This window comes from Candidatus Electronema sp. JC, from assembly GCF_048287365.2.
Classification (GTDB): Bacteria; Desulfobacterota; Desulfobulbia; order Desulfobulbales; family Desulfobulbaceae; genus Electronema.
This window is the reverse complement of record NZ_JBLWEM020000047.1, coordinates 16717-34446: the sequence shown is the minus strand read 5'-3', so window position 1 is coordinate 34446 and position 17730 is coordinate 16717. Positions and strand designations below refer to the sequence as shown.

Genomic DNA, 17730 nt, shown 5'->3' with positions numbered 1-17730 from the left:
CTTCCGCCATATTCTCCTGATTTGAACCCCATAGAGCATAAATGGGCGCAAGCAAAGGCACTCAGAAGAAAACTTGGCTGTTCGACAGATGAGATTTTTCAGCAGCCATGTTTATAGTCAATTTATTGTGCTACGGCTATACGACAACACTTGGAAGTTGGCCGCCTACGAACTCGGCTCTAATTTGGAGTTTGGTGTGCGTTTCCCTATCCACTACAAGGAAGGACAACCGCTCAACATCTCGCTTGATAATGTGAAGTTCGATGTGCCAGATGTTTCTCCAGGCGATATGTTGCGGCAGCTAATTAACAAGATTGCATGATGATTACTGTTGAACACTTCCTCAAAAAGAGGAACGAAACCCATCAATCCGGTGACCTGGCAACCGCAGAGACAAAAAGCAGAATTTACAGCGTTCTTGACGCAGGATTTGCAGCGGAGCAAAGCAACAGGAGCACCAACAAGGAGTTGAATATCATGCCGCAATGCACAATAACCATACCGGAGCGTCTGCAACTCAATGTCAGAGAAACCAAGCGGTTCTTGGCTGCAAAGCTGTATGAGGCCGGGAAGCTGTCTTTGGGACAGGCTGCCGAGCTGGCCGGACTTTCAAAAAGAGCTTTCTCTGAGATATTGGCGGATTATAATGTCTCGCTGATCAATTACCCTCCAGCGGATATCCTGCGCGATGCAGCACAGTTCTGAAATTATTATTTCTGACACAAGCTGCCTGATTCTTCTCGGCAAGATTGACGAGATCCATCTGCTGCGCCGTCTTTGCGAAAAAGTTTATATCACTCCGACGATACAAAAAGAATTCGGAGAAGAACTGCCGGATTGGATAGAAATAAAGTCCCCGGAGAACAAACGTTACCAAGATATGCTGGAGATGGACCTTGATGCCGGTGAAGCAAGTGCCATCGCTTTATCTTTGGAAATCGACCGGTCAATCTTAATTATTGATGATCTCAAAGGAAGGAAAGTTGCAGAACGACTTCATCTGAAATATTCCGGCACGCTCGGTCTCCTTTTGCAGGCGAAACAGGCCGGGCTGTTGACGGTGCTTCATCCTGTTGTCGATAAAATCAGAAAGACAAACTTCAGATTCAGTGAGTCTGTCTTGGATTACCTTCTTAAACAGGCAGGGGAATAATGGCAACAAACAAACAATCCTTCACACTGTCAGCCAGGCGGCGCAAATCGCCGGGCTTTCGAGGTTGCAGCTTGAATCCCCGTCTCGAATCTGACAGCGGACGAGGTGATGAATGACATCGGCAAGCTCCAGCAAGAATGGATGAGTCATGGCTGATTCCGGGGTATCTGCGGCTTCATCCACCGCGCCTGAAGCCGCAGACGAGACGGATGACGCTGCAACCACGGCATCTCACGCTTCAGTTGGGCCGTCTTCAGCGTGAGACGCGATGAATGACGCTGCGGATGAGGCATATACGGCTTCAACTGAGGCGGATGAAGCGTTATCCGTCGCAGATGAAGCTTCATCTGCGACACATGCGGCGTGAGATGCGGCATCTGAAACAGCGGACGGCACAACCGCAGCTGAAAAAAAGCAAACGAAAACAGACAGGAGGCTGATCATGGCACGTTTTCCCATCCGCGAGGCGGAAATCAAGGCATTGGCCCAGAGCATCATCGCCGGGCTGACCAACAACCCGGACTTCCCCAACCCGCCGGTCACTCCGGCAGAACTCCAAGCCCTGCTGGACACCTTCAACAATCTGGGCGACACGCAGGTCGCGGATCAGGCAAAGGCGCAGCAGTCCACCGAGACCAAGCAGCACGGGCAGGAGAACCTGACTGCGGCGATGCGTTCCGCGCTGCGCTACGCCGAAAACACGGTGAGCGGCAATGATGCCAAGCTCGCCGCGCTCGGCTGGAGCGGCAAGGCGGCCAAAACCCCGCTTCAGGCGCCGGGCCAACCCCGCTCGCTGGAGGCACCTCGTCAAGGCGCAGGCTGGCTGACCTTGGACTGGAAGGCTCCAGCGGACGGCGGCGCACTAGCCTCCTACCGCATCGAGCGGCGCAAGCTGCCCGGTGGAGACTGGGAAACCGTGGGCATGGCCATAGAAACCGAGGCCACACTGAACAATCAGGAGCGCGGCAAGGAATTCGAGTACCGGGTCATCGCGGCCAACAAGGCGGGCGAAGGCGAGCCGAGCAACGCGGTGATGACGGTGCTGTGAGGACTGCTTTGCTGTTCAGCTATCGCATTCTTGAGGCGGCAATGAAGAGTAAAGCAAACGCCGCCGCATCTATTTCATGAGCAATGCCCATGCCGCCAATCTTCAGCTTGCCCTTGACTGGCTGAAAACTGTTGTGACCAGCCGCCTGCGGGCGCATCTCGGCCAAGAAGAACATTTCGCCATCGGCCCGCTGAATCTCTGCGGCGGGCCGTCCTCCCTGTCGTCGTTCATCGAAAACTGCAACCTTGGCTGCGAGGAATTCACCCTGCTGATGCTGGCTCTCGCCCCGCACCTGCATCCGAATTTCTTCGGCCAGATCATCGCCGAACACCTGCCAGAAGGCGGCGATTTCCCGGAATTCGGCGGCATCAAAGGAACAAATCATCGCGGCATCCTGCCCACCGGCGAGACCGCCCAGTTCATCCTTGCCGGTGATGACTTGGAACAACGCCTTGCTGTCCAGCAGCTTCTCAGCCCGGAACACTGGTTCACGCAAAAACGCATCCTCTGGCTCGAAGCCGTGCGCGACGGCGAGCCGACAATGAGCGGACGGCTGCTTTTAGATAGCGAAATCGTTGAGCTGCTCACGCTCGGAACGGTGAGTAAACCGCGCTTCAGCATGGATTTTCCGGCTGAATATATCGAAACCCGGATAGATTGGGACGATCTGGTGCTGAACGCCAAAACTCTGCGCCAGATTCGTGAAATCGAAACGTGGATCACGCACAACGACACGCTGCTGCAAGACTGGGGCATGGGGAAAAAAATCAAGCCCGGCTTTCGCGCCTTGTTCTACGGCCCGCCCGGCACCGGCAAAACCCTGACCGCGACCCTGATCGGCAAGCAAACCGGCAAGGAGGTCTTCCGCATCGACCTGTCGCGGGTGGTGTCAAAGTACATCGGCGAGACAGAGAAAAACTTGGCCCGGCTCTTTGACAAGGCGGAACATAAAAACTGGATACTCTTCTTTGATGAGGCGGATTCCTTGTTCGGCAAGCGCACCGACATCCGCGACGCGCACGACAAATACGCCAATCAGGAGGTCGCGTATCTGCTTCAGCGGATTGAGGGATATAATGGTTTGGTCATCTTGGCCACCAACCAGCGCAGCAATATTGACGATGCCTTCATCCGCCGTTTTCAAACCATCATCCACTTCCCCAAACCCAGCGCGGAAGAACGCTGCCTGCTCTGGCAGAAGACCTTCCCGCCCCAGCTCCAACTTGCCGAAGACATCAACTGGCAGCAAATTGCCGCCCGCTTTGAACTCACCGGTTCAGGCATCCTCAACGTGACCCACTACTGCGCTCTTGAAGCCTTGGCGGACGGCTGCGGCTCGTTAGACGCAAAGCGGCTGGAGGCGGCCATCTTGCGCGAGTATGTGAAAGAAGGTAAGATCGTCTGAACAGCGCAGTATTGAAACGGAGAAATCAGGATGGACTACGTGATTGTGGGCGGCTCGATTGCCGCTGCGTCGGGCTTGGCCGCTGTGCGACGGAATCTGCCGGACGCGGAAATCCGGGTGGTGGCGGACGAGCCGCTGCCGTTCTGCTGCCGTCCGCTCATCCCCTATCTTCTCCGCAGTGATCGGCGGCGGGCTGGTGGGCATCAAGGCTGCCGAGGCTCTGCTGCGGGCCGGGCTGGCAGTCACGGTGATTGAGCAGCAGCCGCACATTCTGCCGCTGCGGGCGGATGCCTTTGCCGCTGATGCTGTCGCCGACCGTCTGCGGCAGCAGGGCATGACGATCCTGATCAGCGACGCGCCGGTGGAAATCACCGCTTCAGCAGGACGGGCAAGCGGCGTGCGCCTCGCTTCGGGCCGCACAGCTGCCGCAGACCTTGTCCTGCTGGCCGCAGGCGTGAAGCCGAACATCGCCTTTCTCGCGCAGTCAGGAATTGAGATCAAGCGCGGCGTGGTGGTGGATCAGCAGATGCGCACTTCGGCGCCTGACATCTATGCCGCCGGTGATCTGATTCAATTCACCGATCAAGCTGACGGCAGCACGGCGGTCAGCGGCCTTTGGAGCAATGCCGTCCACAGCGGCAGAGTTGCTGGCTGCAACATGAGCGGCGGCAAGGCCGCTGCGCCGCCCATGCTCGCCGTGATGAACAGCACGGAAATCGCTGGACTGCCCCTGCTCTCCGCCGGACTGCTCAAGAGCACGGCAGGACGGCATGAGGTTGTCGCGGAAGCCTGCGGCGGCAACTACCGCAGGCTCATTTTTGAGCAAGACCGCCTCGCCGGGCTGCTTTTTCTCGGCAAGGCGGAGCGGGCCGGGGTCTATGCCAACCTGATCCGCTGCCGGATGCCGCTTGGCGGACAACGGGACGCGCTGCTGCGCGAGGTTATGGCGGAGATGCGGTGATGAAACGGGCATCTGAAGCAGCTTGAGAGAGGAGGTGGAGTCATGAGCAGCGACAACGAACCAGTCTCCCCAAGCCCGAAGGCTGCCCTTGACCAGCTCAAGAAATGGCAGGAGTTGCTTGCCTATCTTGCCGCCGGAATTGGCAGGCGTAAGCTGGCATATTCGGCGTTGAAGGTTAAATAGTGCTGAACTAATAAAGGAGATTATTCAAATGTCACTCAATATCTATCGCAACGACACTTTAGGGTTTTCTGTAATGATTCCATCAGAATGGACGTTGCATTACGAATGCGTAACGAAAAGCATGCCAAGTAGATGGACGATTATTTGGAGCATTCCTGCCGTATGGAGTGAATTAGAAAATCAGTCTATAGAGAATGTCATATCGTTTTCAGTGTACAGCAGAAACTCTGTAGATTCTTTAGGGTTTTCCGTCTTTTGAGACTTATTGTCTCTTGAAGATGTTGTAAAGTGGGAATTGATGCGTGTGAAAGATAGCATAAAATCTTCAAGAGAGATAACATCTTTGATTCCAGGAAGCAAATCAATCATTACAAATGAAGAATTTGACGGCAATATGTATTTGATAAAAAGAACATTCTTTTTTAAAAACGGATTAGGATATGTTGTCGGATTCACTGCAACAGCAGGAACCTATGAAAAAAATCTGTCAAATTATGATCTATTATTGCCAAGCATCTCTTTTCAAACTCCGAGTCGGATTTCTATAGAAATAAATCTGGAGAAAACCTCTAACAGCATTGACTTTATTTACAATATTTTCACGCCAAAGCATGATGAAATAAATGAAAACATAGCATATGTTTCAGTGGGATGGAATCTATGGCAAGAATTGCGCAACAATGCAGATGTCAACCAGCTTGAATCTGTAGATATTCTTTACCCAAGCTTGAATGGTGATGCTGGAAAACATAAAAATGAATATACAGGAAGACTCTTCTTGAAACCAAGAGCAATTAATGAATTTTTTATAATTTTATGCCGAGAAAAAAAGGTTGGTGATAGAATCAGGATAGAGAGTCTTCCCAAAGATAAAATTGAAAAATTTTGGGAAATCATTAATTTTGAAGCATCTGAACCAATCTTACAGGTGGAATTTAATAATAAATCTTATGTTCTAAATCTGATAGATTGCAATGGAAAGACAGGGATTTATATCGAAAAGATTGATAAACAAGATATTTAAACTTGGAAAAAATCAACAACCGCTATGAAAACAATGCGCAAAATCCTCGCCCTGCTCTCTGCCTTGACCCTCGGCGGCTGCCTTGGAATGCCAAAAAATGTCCAGCCCGTGACGGGCTTTGAGCTGAACCGCTATCTCGGCAAATGGTATGAAATCGCCCGGCTGGATCACTCCTTTGAGCGGGGCATGGAGCGCGTCACCGCCGAATACTCCCTGCGCGATGACGGCGGCGTGACAGTCAAAAATCGCGGCTTCCTCGCGGCCAAAGGAGAATGGAAGGAGGCGGCAGGCAAGGCTTTTTTTGTCGGAGAGCCGGACACCGGCTATCTGAAGGTCTCGTTCTTCGGCCCGTTCTACGGCTCCTACGTCATCTTCGAGCTGGACAAGGAGCAGTATCAATACGCTTTTGTCTCCGGCCCGGATCATTCCTATCTCTGGCTGCTCTCGCGCGCTCCTGCTGTGGACAAGGAGCTTCTGGCCCGTTTCACCGAGCAGGCGCGGCAGCGCGGCTTTGACACTGGCAAGCTGATTTACGTCAAACAGCAGCCCTGAGGCATGACCGACACCCTGCCGCCAGAACGCCGCTCATGGAACATGAGCCGCATCCGCAGCCAGCACACCAAGCCGGAGCTGATCATCCGCTCGCTGCTGCACCGGGCCGGGTTCCGCTTCCGCATCAGCAACAAGACGCTGCCCGGCTCGCCGGATGTCGTTCTGCCGAAATACAAAACCGCGATTTTCGTCCACGGCTGCTTCTGGCACCGGCACGAGAACTGCGCCAAGGCCCGGATGCCCGGCAGCAATCAGGACTACTGGCGGCAGAAATTCGCCCGCAACAGGGCGCGGGACGCAGCGGCGGTCAAGGAGCTGGAATCACAGTGCTGGCGGGTGATTGTCCTCTGGGAATGCGACATTTTGCGCGATCCGCTGGCGATGCTTGAGCGGCTGGTCCATGAGCTGAAAGGAGGCTGCGCGCCTCGGCAATACGCCGCCGACTTGGAGCGCGGCCAAGTTCTCCGGCTGGCGGAGAAAAAGAGGGCCGCTTATATGAAAAACAGGGCCGGAAAACCGGATTCAGAGCAAGGAGAGCTGCCATGACCGCCCGCATCGGCATGGTCCAATACATCAACACCGCGCCGATTTACGAGATATGGAAGGAGCGGGCACCGCAGCCCGGCTGGGATGTGATCGAGGCCCCGCCTGCGGAGCTGAACCGCCTGCTGGCCGCAGGCGCGATCGACCTCGGCTGCGTCTCCTCCTACGAGTACGCTGCCCGGCCAAGCCAGTACCAGATCATGGCCGATCTCTCCATCTCGGCCACCGGGCCAGTGGGCAGCGTCTTCCTCTTTTCGGCCCTGCCGCCTGAGCAGCTCGGCGGCCAGCTGGTCCTGCTGACCGGCCAGTCCGACACCTCAGCCTGTCTGCTGCGGATCATTCTGGAGGAGTTCCTGCACGTGCGGCCTCAGTACGTGCGGGGAGAGATATTCGCGCCGCGCCAGCACGATGCCGCCGCGCCTGCCGCTGTGCTGGCTATCGGCGACGAGGCGTTGCGTCTGAGCGATGACCTGGACCGGCCTTGGCCGCTGCGCTTTGACCTCGGTGAATGCTGGCATCAGCAGACTGGCCTGCCTTTTGTCTTCGCCGTTTTCGCTGTGCGCGAAGATTTTTTGCGCGGCCATGCTGAAGAGGCGCGGGCGGTCCGCGAAACCCTGCTGGACTGCCGCCGCCAAGGGCTGGCCCGGCTGCCGGAAATCTGCCATCGGGCCGCGCCGCGCATCCCGATGAGCGAGGCAGCCTGCCGCCGGTATTTCCAGTCCATTGAATACGACCTCGGCCCGGCCAAACAGCAGGCGCTGGAGCGGTTCATCTCTCTGCTGGCCAGGCGCGGCGAGGCCGATCAGGCCGCGCTGCCGCTGAAGATCTTCGCCTGAACAGATGCCTGAATCAGCCGCCGTCTCCCCGCCGCACGCAGCCGCGCCTGCGGAGGAGAAAAAGGACTACGTGCGGGCGTTGTTCTGCACGGTCAGCCAGCGTTACGACTTGGTCAACTCGCTGCTCTCGCTGCTGCTTGATCGCTGCTGGCGCTGGCGCACCGTGCGCCTGCTGCGGGATTTCCCAGCAGGGTCGGTGCTGGATCTCTGCGCAGGCACCATGCCGCTGTCCTTGGAGCTGACCCGCCAAGCTGAAAAACGCACCGTGCTGGCCATAGATTTCTGTGAGGCCATGCTGCGGACAGGCGTGAGCAGGCTGCCTGATGACGGGCGGCGGCAGCGCATCTTCCCGGTCTGCGGCGACAGCGAGGACATCCCTGCGCCAGACAACACCTTCTGCGCCTGCACAGTCGGCTTCGGTGTGCGCAATCTGGCCCGCACCGGCCAAGGGCTGGCCGAGATGCGCCGTGTGCTGCGGCCCGGCGGCAGGCTGTTGATCTTGGAGCTGTCACGGCCTCGCAACCGCTTGGTCAGGCCGCTGTACCACTGCTATCTGCATCACCTGCTGCCGCGCATCGCCGGTCTCTGCTCAGGCCACAGGGAGGCTTACGAATACTTGGCACGCTCGGTCGCCGCCTTCTACGAGCCAGAGGAGCTGCTGGCCATGCTCCGGGAAAGCGGCTTCCGCCATGTGGAGCGCAGGAAGCTCTCCCTTGGCATTGTCTCCATCTACATCGGCCATAAACCACACTCAGCTGAACCGACACCATGACCGCACCGCCGCGCCGCATCCTGCTCGCTGTCACTGGAGCCACTGGAATGCTCTATGTCACCGCCCTGCTGGAGCTGCTGGCCGGACACGAGGACATCGAGCTGCACGCTGTGATCTCCGACTCCGGCAAAAAGGTGCTGCGGCTGGAGCAGGGGCTGGCCCCGGAGGAACTGCCCGGCATCCGCCGCTGGTTCGCCGCTGACGACTTCACCGCGCCGCCCGCCTCCGGCTCGGCCGGCTATGCGGCCATGCTGATCCTGCCCTGCACCGTCGGCACGCTGGGAGCTGTTGCTGGAGGCTGGTGCGGCAATCTGATCCACCGGGCGGCGGATGTCTGCCTCAAGGAGCGGCGGCCATTGCTGCTGGCGGTGCGCGAGACCCCGCTCAACCGCACCCACCTCCGCAACATGCTGCTCCTGCATGAGGCCGGTGCCCTGATCTGCCCGCCCATGCCCTCGTTTTACCTCCATCCCCCTGATTTGCCGGCTATGGCCCGCCAGTTCGCCGGGCGGCTCTGCGACCTGCTCGGCATCAGCATTGCCGGGCTGCCGCGCTGGGAGGGCCTGTGAGCGGCGGCTTTCTTTGGGTTGACAAGCCACTGCCGGTGGGGGTAAAAATGATGCGGATGCAAGAAACAGTGATTTTTCCATTCTTCATAGAAGGTGTTCTGATGATGCGGCAAATTAAAGCGGCGGCCTTGGCCGCCATCCTGCTCCTGCTGCCGGGCGCGTCCTTGGCGGCCAAGGCCATGCCTTCCTTTTCACTCAGCTCCGCCGCCGATGCCGCCAAAAAGGTGAGCAGCGAGGAGTTCAAGGGCAAGGTCGTGCTGGTCAGCTTCTTCGCCACCTGGTGCCCGCCCTGCCGCGAGGAAATTCCTGACTTCATCACCTTGCAGAACGACTTGGGCAGCAAGGGCTTTTCAGTGCTGGGCATCGCCGTGGACGAAGGCGGCAGCGGGATCGTGAAGAAGCTGGTCGAGCAGACAAAGATAAACTACCCTGTGGCAATGACCGAAGAGAGCGTGATGGCCGGATTCGGCGGCATTTCCGGGGTTCCTACTTCTTTTTTGGTCAACCGGAAAGGCAATGTGGTCAAGCATTATCCTGGCTATGTGCCTCATGAGGTGCTGCGGCAGGATATTGAGCAGGTGATGCAGGAGAAGTGACCTGCGGAGTTCAGCTTGACAAGACAGGCATCATGCATTACAATAGCTGAAAATATTATTCGGTGCCGTCAGGGTGCCGGAAGTTTTGCCGCATGAAATCATTCAAGGAGACTGTCATGAAGAAGATCATCGCAGCAGCAATGCTGGCCGCTCTCGCCGTCACCGGCGCCGCTTTCGCCGCCAAGCCGAAACCAGAGAAATGCACCGTTGATGCCGTGGACGGCGACAAAGTGACCATCACCTGCAAGGACACCGCGCTGAAGGCTGGCGACAAGGTTGAGGTCCGGGTGAAGGAAGACAAGCCGGTCGAGGGCTGCTGAAAAATCAGCTGGCAGTTTTTCGCTGCAAAAAAGCCGGTGACAGCAATGTCATCGGCTTTTTTGTTTTATTGCAGCAAATTTTTACGGATTGAAAAGGCAAGCGCGCGGAAGATCACTGCGCCGCCGGACGAAGCACTTGCAGCAGTTCCGGGCCGAAAAATTCCACAGCCTTGCGCGAGCCGTCAATGGAAAGATGGCCGCCGTCCGAATACCAAATGGCGTTCTGCTGGACATCAAGAGCGGCGCAGGTTGCCGTGCCGCAAAAGACATCGAAGGGATCGAAGAACCAGACATTTGGCTCCGCCGCCGCGTAGTCGCGCAGCCGCTGGTTGATCGCCAGACCGATGCCCTGCTCGCGTGGAAAAACCATCGTCTCAAGGCAGTTGTTGGGCAGAAAATTCGGGCGGCTCAGGCAGGAGATGATGCCGTTGCGGTTGCCGCTGCCGGGCGGGTTGCCGATGATGAGAAAAGGCCGCTCCCTGCCTATTCGTTCCCGTATTTTCTCAAGATTGCCGATCATGAAATCTTCAAAGGCGCGGTGGTCAGCAAATTTGATCTGCCGCCCGTTCAAGTCGCAGATGCCCTCCGGGTACCATTCCCATGCCAGCGACAAAATGACCGGCTTGCTGTTGCCTTCCGCCAGTTTGAAAAAACGCTGCGTCTGCGCGGCGCAGGTCTCGTCCGGCTGGCCTTTGTATAAGAATGTGATGTCCGGGCCGATGACGCAGGCGTAGTCAGTCGCCAGCTTGGCGGTGAGGCCGTGCTGCTGAAAGAGCTGGTCCAGACCGGCAGCGTATTGCAGGACAAAGCTATCACCAGTGATGATCAGGTCGCTGCCCGGCTTCTTCATGCCGAGGATGCCGGTGAATGAGTAGCCCTTGCCGCCAAACTGTTCGACGTGGAACTGCTCAGCGTTCCGCGCTTGAACGAAGGTGCTGCTGATGCGGTCAGGGAAGCCTTTCTGTCGGATCAGCTCAGTTCCGGCGGCAAGCAGCAAGGCGGCGGTCAGGCCGCAGAGAACAAAGAACAGCCGCTGCGGCATGAGGCGGCCCTTGCGGAAAGGCTGCTCGATGAACCGCCACGACAGCCCGGCCAAGATAAAGCAGAGCAGAAGCAGGCCCTGCCGCTCACGTAAAGTCAGCTCGCTGTATTTCCAGTATTTGTAGAAAATCAGCAGCGGCCAGTGGATGAGATAGAGCGAGTAGGAAATCAGACCGATGCCGGCGGCCAGCCGGTTGCGCAGCAGCCAGCCGAGCAGCGGGGCCTGACCGCCCCAGATGATCAGCGCCGCACCAAGGCTGGGTGCCAAGGAATGCAGGCCGGGAAACGGGGTCTGTTTGCTGAAGCGGAAGATGCCCCAGCTGATGCCGAGCAGACCGGCGGCCAAAGCCATTTCGGCCAGCCATTTCCTCCGGGGCGCAGGCAGCCAGACCAAGGCTGCGCCGCAGGCGAATTCCGCCAGCCTGAACGGAGTGAGAAAGAAGGCGCCTGAGGGATCGCTGCGCAGCCAGCGTTCCGCGCAGTACAGTGATGCCGCGCTGCCAAGCAGCAGGACGGCCAGCAGCCATTTCCTCCCCAGTCTGGCAAGGAGCAGAAGCATGGCGGGCCAGATAAAATAGAACTGCTCCTCCACGGCCAGCGACCACGTGTGCAGCAGGGGCTTGAACTCAGCCGCCGTGTCGAAATACCCTGCCTCCTTCCAGAAGAGAATGTTGGAGACCGAAAGCAGGCTGGCCAGCAGCGACTTGCCGAACTGAAGGTGATGCTCCGGGGTGAAGAGCAGGTGGCTGGCCAGCAGGCTGAGAAGCAGCGTCGCGTAGAGGGCCGGGAAGAGCCGCTTCACCCGCCGGGCGTAGAAGCGGGCGAAGGAGAACGTGCCGCCGCTGAGGTCGGCCATGATGTTCTGGGTGATCAGAAAGCCGGAGATGACAAAGAAGATGTCCACTCCGGTGAAGCCGCCGGAGAAGGCTTTGAAGTCAAAATGATAGAGCAAGACAGCGAGAACTGCCGCCGCCCGCAGGCCGTCAATGTCGGCCCGGTACTGCCGCTGAAGCATGATCTTTGCGCAAAGCGAGGGTTGAAGGTTGCTCCTTGTTTACGCAATCCGCCGCGCTTTGTCCAGCCCTATGCGCGGCGGCAGGAAAAAGGTTGTTTTTTTCTCCGCAGCTCAGTACCATGCAGCATCATGCAAGGAAAACAAACCTCTTCAGGCCGGAGCTGGCTCCGCGCCGCCGCCTTCTTGACTGCCAGCCTGAGCGCGGTCTGCGCTGCCGGAGAGCCGCCGGTTCTCGCGGTCTGGGCGCGGCCTGCGGACAGCCAGACCACTACGCTGCATTACGCGGCCAAACAGGACGGGGCCTGGCAGCCGCCGCAGCAGCTGGCCGTGGCGGCAGGACTGCATTTGACTCCGGTCATCGCCGCTGACCGGCAGGGCGCGGTCTGGATTGTCTGGACGGAGCGAAAGGCGGAGGAGAGCCTGCTCCGCTACGCGCTGCTGCGCGGGGGAAAAACTGAGATCGGGCGGGTGATCGCCGCCGGGCCGGAGAAAGAGCAGAGCTACGCCCCGGCCATTGTCATTGATCCGCAGGATCTGCCGTGGATCGCTTGGTCCAAGCCAGCTGATGATCAGTTGGCTGATGTTTACACCAGCAGCTGGCAGGACGGCGGCTGGACGAAGCCGCTGCGGGCGCACGAGCCGAACGAGACCCCGGACATCACGCCGATCCTTGGCCTGCGCGGAGGGAAAGATCTTTGGCTGTCCTGGTTCGGCATCAGCAAGGACAAGGATGTCTATGTCCGCTTCACCGCTGAGCTGCATGAAGGCGCATGGCGGACAATGCCGCAAACAGCCCCGGCTGAGGCGGGCAAGGTCTTCGTTGCGCAGCGGACGCAGATTGAGCCGTTCCCTGCGCAGGCCGAAGGCTGGGTGACTGGCGCGCTCTTTGCCGGGCTGAAGCATGAGATTCAATCGGTGTCCGAGCAGTTCGCGTCATTTCAAACCAGGGAGATTAAAAAATGAGCAGCATTGCCATCCGCTTGGGTAAAAACTTGATCATCGGGGCCTTTGTCCTGCTGCACGGAGCTGCCGTCAGCCAGGCCGGAGACAAAATCGTCGCCTTCGGCGACAGCATCACTGCCGGAGTCCCTTATCTGAAAAACGGCGGCGGCTGCACCAATTGCGGCGGATACGAGCTGTTTCTTCAATATTATCTGAACTGGGAGGGGAAAGGGCGCACCGTTTATAATTACGGCGTGGCCGGAGAATATCTGACTTTCCAAGGCATCAACCGGATCGACAGCGTTCTGCAAGCGGTCAAGCCTTCGCATGTCCTGATTTTGGAAGGCACCAACGACCTCAGCCTCCTCTATGTGGATCCGGCCACTGTGGCCTACAATGTCTACAATGTCGCCCATAAAGCCTTGCAGGCCGGGGTGAGGCCGATTGTCAGCACCATCCTCCCGGACACCCGCTACGGCACGGACTGGAAGCAGGTCGGCACGACCAACAGTTACATCAAGAGCTATGTGGGCGGCAACAGCCAGATCTGTCTGATCGACCAGCACAGCGGCATTGAACCCTACTGGAACAGCGGCTACAATTACGACAAGCTGCATCCCAACTATTACGGCTACTGGATCATGGGGCTGTACTGGTACTACGCCCTCTATCTCTGCTCCTGATCAGTCCAGCGGCGGCAGGCCGAGGGGGATGTCCCCCTCCTCCAGCGAGTCGAGAAAGGCTTGATAGTCCTCGCCGCTGAGGATGCCCTGCAGGCGGAGCTTCAGCCGCTCCCGGCTTTCCTCCAGCAAGCGGAGCATCGCCGCCGGACTGGGCGGCGGCGCGTCCGGGGCGGCAGGAAAAGCGCTCTGCATCCGCTCCAGCTCCTCCCGGTAGGCGGCCTGCGCCTCCGCCCGTTTTTCTGCGTCAAGGCCCGTCATCCAGTTCCGCACCCGGAGATGCTCCGGCTGGGCCTGCGTCAGGAGCCGCTGCTTGTTCAGCTGTCCGGCCAGCTTCTGCCGCAGCTCCAGCTCCCCTGTTTCAAGGGCACCGATCCGCCGCGACAGCGCAGCGAGCGCGTCTTCATTCTCCGGCGGCGCAGTTTGCTGAACCGCATCAGCAGGCGGCCTGCTGCTGATCTGCCGTTCCAGCCCGTCCAACCGCTGATGCAGCCGCGCTGTTTCAGCAGCCAACCGCTCTTGAACATCTTTCAGTCCGCCGCCCTGCTGGTCGGCGAAATATTGTCCTGACAGCCAAACCAGCAGGACAAGGATGGCAGACTGGAGGATGAAGATTTTCCAAGACATGCCAGAGCTTGTCAGCCGCAGACGGCGTAGCCGCCGTCAACCACCAGCACTTGGCCGTGGATCATGGCCGCGCCGGGGCCGCAGAGGAAGAGGGCCAGATCCGCCACATCTTCCGGGGTGGTCAGACGGCCTAAGGGAGTGCGCTCAAGGGACTGCGAGATGATCTCGTCGCGGTTGGGGAATTTCTTCAGCGCGTCAGTGTCCACCACGCCCGCGCTGATGGTGTTGACCGTGATGCCTCTGGGGCCAAGCTCGACGGCCAGATGCCGCACGAGCGACTCCAAAGCCGCCTTGGAGGCGCCGACCACGGTGTAATTGGGCACTGCCCGCACCGCGCCGAGGCTGGAGATGGCCAGCACCCGCCCGCCAGCTGCCATCAGCGGCGCCGCCTGCTGGGTCAGGGTGAGCATGGCCCGCGCATTGATGTCCATCGCCCAGTCCCAATGCCGCTGCGTCAGCTCCATCGCCGGCTTGAGCACGCCGGAGGCCGCGTTCGAGACCAGAATGTCCAGCCGCTGAAACTGCGCCCGGATCTCCTCAAACATCGCCAGCACATCCTTTTCCTCAGCCACATTGGCCTTGATCACCAGACAGCGCACGCCGTGCCGCTCCACCGCCTTGGCCGTCTCCTCGGCATCGCTGCGGTGGCGGACATAATTCACCACTATGTCGGCACCATGCTCGGCCAGACGCAGGGCTATGGCCCGCCCTATGCCGCGTGATCCTCCGGTAACTAAAGCCGCTTTTCCCCGCAGATCAAACATCCCTCATCTCCTGTCAAAATCTTTCACTCAGCTGTCAGCCGGCCAGACCGGAGCAGCGCGCGTTCAAGGACTGCTGCTGCCGCTGAATGTACCTTGCGCGGCCTTTCTTTGCAAGGGCAAGGTGCACTGGCAGGCCGCCTGCCGCTGGACTTCAGGCTGCGGCGCTGGGAAAAACAAAGCCCATTTCCCGCAGCCGGGCGATGTCTTCGGCGACAGAGCAGCCTGCGGTGGTCAGGTAATTGCCGACAATCGCCCCGTTGGCTCCGGCGGCGAAGCAGCGGTGCTGCTCCGGGCCGAGCAGCTGGCGGCCACCGGCCATGCGGATCACCGCCTCCGGATTGAGGAAGCGGAACAGGGCGACGGTGGTCAGAGCTTCCGTCAAGGGCAGCGGCGGCAGCTCCGCCAGCGGGGTGCCGGAAATCGGGGTGTGGATGTTGAGAGGAATGGAGCGGATGCCCAAGGCCCGCAGCTCCAAGGCCAGCTCAATCCGGTCTTCCATGCTCTCGCCCAGCCCGATGATGCCGCCGGAGCAGAGCGACATGCCTGCCGCCGCCGCTGTCTTCAGGGTTGCCACTTTATCCTGCCACGTGTGCGTGGTGCAGAACTCGGCGAAACACCGCTCCGCCGTCTCCAAGTTGCAGTGGTAGCGGCTCACGCCCATCGCTGCCAGCATCCCCGCCTTTCTCTGATCAAGCAGGCCCATCGAGGCGCAGAACTCCAGCTTGGTCTCCCGCCGGACCTGCTCGTAAAGACTGTTGAAGCGCGGCAGCGCGCTCTCCTCCGCCGCGCGGCCGCTGGTCACCAGGGAAAGGCGCACCACCCCGGCGGCGGCATTGCTCCGGGCGATGCGCATGGCCTCGTCGTGGTCGATCATCGCATAGACCGGCGCGTCAGTCTGATGGCGGGCGGACTGGGCGCAGAAGCGGCAGTCCTCGGAGCAGCCGCCGCTGCGGGCGTTGATGATCGAGCAGAGGTGAAAAAGATCGCCCATGAAGCGGCGGCGGAGCCGGTCGGCGGCAGACCAAAGTTTAGGCTGATCAGGATGACGGGCCAGCAGCAGGGCGGTTTCGCGGCTGACCGCCGCGCCTGCCGTGACCGCGCTGAAGGTGTCTCGGAGCAGATCCATGTTTCACTTTGCGGAAAAAGATTGGCCAATGACCGGCGGCCCCAGCGCAATCATCTCGGCGATGGTCTTCTTGACCTTGGGAAAACGCTGACGGCTGCCGCCAAGGAGCCGGGTTTCCACATCCGCCAGCCGAGTGAAAAGCTGCGTCCTGTCCATCGCCGGAGCCGCGTCCTCGCTGGCATAACGTCCGCGCACAATCTCCTGACAGCGGAAGCAGCCGGGAAAGCGCAGGTGCTGACCATCGGGCCGGGTCAGAACAGCAGGCACCCCGTGCATCCGGCAGACCAAAAGACGGTGCTCATAAAGGCCGCAGAGGCCGTTGTCGTTGAGCGGGCAGATGAGCTGAGGCCGCTGTCCTGCGGCCAGCTGCGCCTGGCTCTGCCGGAGATAGTCCTCGGCCCGGCGGACAATCCGCGCCAAGGCTTCGGCCTCCAGCTGCCGCAGTCCCTGCCAGAGCCAAGCCCATTCGCAGTATGTGTGGTGGAAAAACCACGAGTCGCAGCAGTTGTCCAGGCAGTCCTCGCAGCCCAGAGAAATCTGTCCGGCCACGCGCCGGTAGTCCTCTTCCAGCTTGGCGTAAATCTCAGCCAGTTCATCCGCCAGCTCCAGCGGCAGGGTCAGCTCCGGCATGACGCTATTTCTCCGGCGGCAGGCTGCCTTTGAGCCAGAACGGCACGGTCTCCCCACCTTGCGGCCCGATCCGCAGCCTGCCGGTCAGCTCATAGCGGAGCGGCTGGGCAGGAGGCTGCGTCTGGCTCTGTTGCAGCAGCTCGATTACCGAGCCGACCATGTCCAGCATTCCGGCATAGACCAGCACCGGTGCTGTGGCCGTGCCAGAGGCGGGCACTGTGATCTGCTCGCTGCTGACACCTTTGGCAAAGGATTTGCCGTTGACCTTCAAGTCGCAGTTGAGGCCGCGCAGCTCCAGCGGCTCGGTGTCAGGGTTGAGGACCCGGAGCTGGAGGCGGAAAATGGTCTCCAAGCCTTGGATGCCTTGCAGCTCCATGTCCGCCAGCGCGACCGACGGCAGGTCGGCCTTTTTTTTCGTCAGCAGGGAGCTGCAGCCGGAGAGCAGCGGCAGCAGGGACAAAGCGAGCAGCAGCGCGGAAGCGGCGCGGCGGGAGAGGCGCGTGAATGTCAGCATCGTTGCGTGTTGTTCAGGCAGTTGTCAACAAAAGCGCGCAGAATGCGCTCCTGCTCCTCGGACAGCGCGGCAAAGGCCGCGCCGATGAGAATGTGGTCGAGATATTCGTTGTCCATCACCCAGACCACCTGCATCGGCACGTCGGCCAGCTCCAGCAGCTCCGGCAGGCCGCTGACGCAGTGGAGGAGGATTTCCCGGCCCCGCCAGACATTGTCCAAGGCGCTGCGCTCCACAGATATCTGAATGCCGCCTGCGCTCATGTTGAGAATTGAGGAGGCCACAGCCTCATTTTCCTGCTCTTGGTCAAGCAGGGAGACCAGCGCGGCGATTTTCTTAGGCTCTTTGAAAATAATCCGGTGATGCCGCCTTTTCTCAGGCTGATACGCTGTCATCATTGCTCCTTGCCCAAACTGGATTGAGATTGTCGTG

At 59.3% G+C, this 17730-nt stretch carries 26 protein-coding genes; 18 read left to right on the top strand and 8 right to left on the bottom strand.

The genetic code is table 11. The features are described from left to right. Positions 1 to 157: 157 nt before the first annotated feature. Genes ACNKH3_RS07810 through ACNKH3_RS07800 form a run of 3 tightly spaced genes read left to right on the top strand, consistent with a single transcriptional unit; the run spans position 158 to position 1153 of the window. Complete coding sequence (locus ACNKH3_RS07810; RefSeq protein WP_420208825.1) at positions 158 to 322, top strand: hypothetical protein; 165 nt, start codon at positions 158 to 160, stop codon at positions 320 to 322. Then, a complete protein-coding gene (locus tag ACNKH3_RS07805; protein WP_420208824.1) occupies positions 322 to 705 on the top strand; it encodes a UPF0175 family protein in 384 nt (127 codons plus the stop codon). Before ACNKH3_RS07810 ends, ACNKH3_RS07805 begins: the two co-directional genes overlap by 1 nt. Beyond that, positions 689 to 1153, top strand: a complete 465-nt coding sequence (locus tag ACNKH3_RS07800) for a DUF3368 domain-containing protein (RefSeq protein WP_420208823.1) — start codon at positions 689 to 691, stop codon at positions 1151 to 1153. The genes ACNKH3_RS07805 and ACNKH3_RS07800 overlap by 17 nt, the downstream gene beginning before the upstream one ends. A 21-nt stretch (positions 1154 to 1174) precedes the next feature. On the opposite strand, the gene ACNKH3_RS07795 is transcribed toward ACNKH3_RS07800, so the two are convergent. After that, a complete protein-coding gene (locus tag ACNKH3_RS07795) occupies positions 1175 to 1303 on the bottom strand; it encodes a hypothetical protein (protein WP_420208822.1) in 129 nt (42 codons plus the stop codon). Positions 1304 to 1595: 292 nt separating this feature from the next. Here ACNKH3_RS07795 and ACNKH3_RS07790 point away from each other — a divergent pair, with 292 nt between their 5' ends. The 13 genes from ACNKH3_RS07790 (at position 1596) to extJ (ending at position 9962) form a co-directional block, all read left to right on the top strand. Continuing rightward, a complete protein-coding gene (locus ACNKH3_RS07790; protein WP_420208821.1) occupies positions 1596 to 2201 on the top strand; it encodes a fibronectin type III domain-containing protein in 606 nt (201 codons plus the stop codon). Positions 2202 to 2277: 76 nt separating this feature from the next. Beyond that, positions 2278 to 3606, top strand: coding sequence for an ATP-binding protein (locus ACNKH3_RS07785; protein ID WP_420208820.1), 1329 nt, complete (start codon positions 2278 to 2280; stop codon positions 3604 to 3606). Positions 3607 to 3636: 30 nt separating this feature from the next. Then, entirely contained in the window at positions 3637 to 3861 is a 225-nt protein-coding gene (locus ACNKH3_RS07780; RefSeq protein ID WP_420208819.1) for a hypothetical protein, read from the top strand. Next, complete coding sequence (locus ACNKH3_RS07775; RefSeq protein WP_420208818.1) at positions 3803 to 4567, top strand: FAD-dependent oxidoreductase; 765 nt, start codon at positions 3803 to 3805, stop codon at positions 4565 to 4567. Before ACNKH3_RS07780 ends, ACNKH3_RS07775 begins: the two co-directional genes overlap by 59 nt. A gap of 42 nt (positions 4568 to 4609) precedes the next feature. Continuing rightward, positions 4610 to 4750: a hypothetical protein gene (locus ACNKH3_RS07770; RefSeq protein ID WP_420208817.1), complete on the top strand. Its 141-nt coding sequence runs from the start codon at positions 4610 to 4612 to the stop codon at positions 4748 to 4750. Between the two features lie 265 nt (positions 4751 to 5015). Further along, entirely contained in the window at positions 5016 to 5774 is a 759-nt protein-coding gene (locus ACNKH3_RS07765) for a hypothetical protein (RefSeq protein ID WP_420208816.1), read from the top strand. A 33-nt stretch (positions 5775 to 5807) separates the two neighbouring features. Next, on the top strand, positions 5808 to 6326 hold the full coding sequence (locus ACNKH3_RS07760; protein WP_420208826.1) for a lipocalin family protein: 519 nt from the start codon (positions 5808 to 5810) through the stop codon (positions 6324 to 6326). A 3-nt stretch (positions 6327 to 6329) separates the two neighbouring features. Then, on the top strand, positions 6330 to 6872 hold the full coding sequence (locus ACNKH3_RS07755) for a very short patch repair endonuclease (RefSeq protein ID WP_417917248.1): 543 nt from the start codon (positions 6330 to 6332) through the stop codon (positions 6870 to 6872). Beyond that, on the top strand, positions 6869 to 7705 hold the full coding sequence (locus tag ACNKH3_RS07750; RefSeq protein ID WP_417917249.1) for a menaquinone biosynthetic enzyme MqnA/MqnD family protein: 837 nt from the start codon (positions 6869 to 6871) through the stop codon (positions 7703 to 7705). The genes ACNKH3_RS07755 and ACNKH3_RS07750 overlap by 4 nt, the downstream gene beginning before the upstream one ends. 4 nt (positions 7706 to 7709) lie before the next feature. After that, on the top strand, positions 7710 to 8477 hold the full coding sequence (locus tag ACNKH3_RS07745; protein WP_417917250.1) for a ubiquinone/menaquinone biosynthesis methyltransferase: 768 nt from the start codon (positions 7710 to 7712) through the stop codon (positions 8475 to 8477). Beyond that, positions 8474 to 9046 (top strand): UbiX family flavin prenyltransferase, encoded by a 573-nt coding sequence (locus ACNKH3_RS07740; protein ID WP_417917251.1) that lies wholly within the window; start codon positions 8474 to 8476, stop codon positions 9044 to 9046. The genes ACNKH3_RS07745 and ACNKH3_RS07740 overlap by 4 nt, the downstream gene beginning before the upstream one ends. Positions 9047 to 9147: 101 nt before the next feature. Beyond that, positions 9148 to 9642 (top strand): TlpA family protein disulfide reductase, encoded by a 495-nt coding sequence (locus tag ACNKH3_RS07735; RefSeq protein ID WP_417915805.1) that lies wholly within the window; start codon positions 9148 to 9150, stop codon positions 9640 to 9642. A gap of 116 nt (positions 9643 to 9758) precedes the next feature. Then, positions 9759 to 9962 (top strand): selenite/tellurite reduction operon protein ExtJ, encoded by a 204-nt coding sequence (gene extJ / locus ACNKH3_RS07730; protein WP_420208815.1) that lies wholly within the window; start codon positions 9759 to 9761, stop codon positions 9960 to 9962. A gap of 112 nt (positions 9963 to 10074) precedes the next feature. Here the strand turns inward: extJ and ACNKH3_RS07725 are convergent, their stop codons facing one another. Beyond that, positions 10075 to 12018, bottom strand: a complete 1944-nt coding sequence (locus ACNKH3_RS07725) for an acyltransferase family protein (RefSeq protein WP_417915807.1) — start codon at positions 12016 to 12018, stop codon at positions 10075 to 10077. 129 nt (positions 12019 to 12147) lie between these two features. Here ACNKH3_RS07725 and ACNKH3_RS07720 point away from each other — a divergent pair, with 129 nt between their 5' ends. Both ACNKH3_RS07720 and ACNKH3_RS07715 read left to right on the top strand, forming a co-directional pair. Then, positions 12148 to 12981: a hypothetical protein gene (locus tag ACNKH3_RS07720; protein WP_417915808.1), complete on the top strand. Its 834-nt coding sequence runs from the start codon at positions 12148 to 12150 to the stop codon at positions 12979 to 12981. Then, positions 12978 to 13643 (top strand): SGNH/GDSL hydrolase family protein, encoded by a 666-nt coding sequence (locus ACNKH3_RS07715; protein ID WP_420208814.1) that lies wholly within the window; start codon positions 12978 to 12980, stop codon positions 13641 to 13643. The genes ACNKH3_RS07720 and ACNKH3_RS07715 overlap by 4 nt, the downstream gene beginning before the upstream one ends. Here the strand turns inward: ACNKH3_RS07715 and ACNKH3_RS07710 are convergent, their stop codons facing one another. From ACNKH3_RS07710 to ACNKH3_RS07685, 6 genes are all read right to left on the bottom strand, one after another. Continuing rightward, positions 13644 to 14267, bottom strand: coding sequence for a hypothetical protein (locus ACNKH3_RS07710; RefSeq protein ID WP_420208813.1), 624 nt, complete (start codon positions 14265 to 14267; stop codon positions 13644 to 13646). It lies immediately after the preceding gene. 11 nt (positions 14268 to 14278) lie between these two features. Further along, positions 14279 to 15031, bottom strand: coding sequence for an enoyl-[acyl-carrier-protein] reductase FabL (gene fabL, locus ACNKH3_RS07705; protein WP_420208812.1), 753 nt, complete (start codon positions 15029 to 15031; stop codon positions 14279 to 14281). Positions 15032 to 15182: 151 nt separating this feature from the next. Beyond that, positions 15183 to 16157, bottom strand: coding sequence for a biotin synthase BioB (bioB, locus tag ACNKH3_RS07700; protein ID WP_420208811.1), 975 nt, complete (start codon positions 16155 to 16157; stop codon positions 15183 to 15185). A 3-nt stretch (positions 16158 to 16160) separates the two neighbouring features. Beyond that, positions 16161 to 16787 carry a hypothetical protein gene (locus ACNKH3_RS07695; RefSeq protein WP_420208810.1) on the bottom strand — a complete coding sequence of 209 codons (627 nt, stop codon included), beginning with the start codon at positions 16785 to 16787 and terminating at the stop codon, positions 16161 to 16163. 4 nt (positions 16788 to 16791) lie between these two features. Next, a complete protein-coding gene (locus tag ACNKH3_RS07690) occupies positions 16792 to 17301 on the bottom strand; it encodes an LEA type 2 family protein (protein WP_420208809.1) in 510 nt (169 codons plus the stop codon). Beyond that, positions 17295 to 17696 (bottom strand): PilZ domain-containing protein, encoded by a 402-nt coding sequence (locus ACNKH3_RS07685; RefSeq protein WP_420208808.1) that lies wholly within the window; start codon positions 17694 to 17696, stop codon positions 17295 to 17297. Before ACNKH3_RS07685 ends, ACNKH3_RS07690 begins: the two co-directional genes overlap by 7 nt. Positions 17697 to 17730: the final 34 nt, after the last annotated feature.

Coding starts and splice junctions, on each gene's coding strand:
- ACNKH3_RS07805 (WP_420208824.1), top strand. CDS start 322: ATGATTACTGTTGAACACTTCCTCAAAAAGAGGAACGAAACCCATCAA.
- ACNKH3_RS07800 (WP_420208823.1), top strand. CDS start 689: ATGCAGCACAGTTCTGAAATTATTATTTCTGACACAAGCTGCCTGATT.
- ACNKH3_RS07795 (WP_420208822.1), bottom strand. CDS start 1,303: ATGACTCATCCATTCTTGCTGGAGCTTGCCGATGTCATTCATCACCTC.
- ACNKH3_RS07790 (WP_420208821.1), top strand. CDS start 1,596: ATGGCACGTTTTCCCATCCGCGAGGCGGAAATCAAGGCATTGGCCCAG.
- ACNKH3_RS07785 (WP_420208820.1), top strand. CDS start 2,278: ATGAGCAATGCCCATGCCGCCAATCTTCAGCTTGCCCTTGACTGGCTG.
- ACNKH3_RS07780 (WP_420208819.1), top strand. CDS start 3,637: ATGGACTACGTGATTGTGGGCGGCTCGATTGCCGCTGCGTCGGGCTTG.
- ACNKH3_RS07770 (WP_420208817.1), top strand. CDS start 4,610: ATGAGCAGCGACAACGAACCAGTCTCCCCAAGCCCGAAGGCTGCCCTT.
- ACNKH3_RS07760 (WP_420208826.1), top strand. CDS start 5,808: ATGCGCAAAATCCTCGCCCTGCTCTCTGCCTTGACCCTCGGCGGCTGC.
- ACNKH3_RS07755 (WP_417917248.1), top strand. CDS start 6,330: ATGACCGACACCCTGCCGCCAGAACGCCGCTCATGGAACATGAGCCGC.
- ACNKH3_RS07750 (WP_417917249.1), top strand. CDS start 6,869: ATGACCGCCCGCATCGGCATGGTCCAATACATCAACACCGCGCCGATT.
- ACNKH3_RS07745 (WP_417917250.1), top strand. CDS start 7,710: ATGCCTGAATCAGCCGCCGTCTCCCCGCCGCACGCAGCCGCGCCTGCG.
- ACNKH3_RS07740 (WP_417917251.1), top strand. CDS start 8,474: ATGACCGCACCGCCGCGCCGCATCCTGCTCGCTGTCACTGGAGCCACT.
- ACNKH3_RS07735 (WP_417915805.1), top strand. CDS start 9,148: ATGATGCGGCAAATTAAAGCGGCGGCCTTGGCCGCCATCCTGCTCCTG.
- extJ (WP_420208815.1), top strand. CDS start 9,759: ATGAAGAAGATCATCGCAGCAGCAATGCTGGCCGCTCTCGCCGTCACC.
- ACNKH3_RS07725 (WP_417915807.1), bottom strand. CDS start 12,018: ATGCTTCAGCGGCAGTACCGGGCCGACATTGACGGCCTGCGGGCGGCG.
- ACNKH3_RS07720 (WP_417915808.1), top strand. CDS start 12,148: ATGCAAGGAAAACAAACCTCTTCAGGCCGGAGCTGGCTCCGCGCCGCC.
- ACNKH3_RS07715 (WP_420208814.1), top strand. CDS start 12,978: ATGAGCAGCATTGCCATCCGCTTGGGTAAAAACTTGATCATCGGGGCC.
- ACNKH3_RS07710 (WP_420208813.1), bottom strand. CDS start 14,267: ATGTCTTGGAAAATCTTCATCCTCCAGTCTGCCATCCTTGTCCTGCTG.
- fabL (WP_420208812.1), bottom strand. CDS start 15,031: ATGTTTGATCTGCGGGGAAAAGCGGCTTTAGTTACCGGAGGATCACGC.
- bioB (WP_420208811.1), bottom strand. CDS start 16,157: ATGGATCTGCTCCGAGACACCTTCAGCGCGGTCACGGCAGGCGCGGCG.
- ACNKH3_RS07695 (WP_420208810.1), bottom strand. CDS start 16,787: ATGCCGGAGCTGACCCTGCCGCTGGAGCTGGCGGATGAACTGGCTGAG.
- ACNKH3_RS07690 (WP_420208809.1), bottom strand. CDS start 17,301: ATGCTGACATTCACGCGCCTCTCCCGCCGCGCCGCTTCCGCGCTGCTG.
- ACNKH3_RS07685 (WP_420208808.1), bottom strand. CDS start 17,696: ATGATGACAGCGTATCAGCCTGAGAAAAGGCGGCATCACCGGATTATT.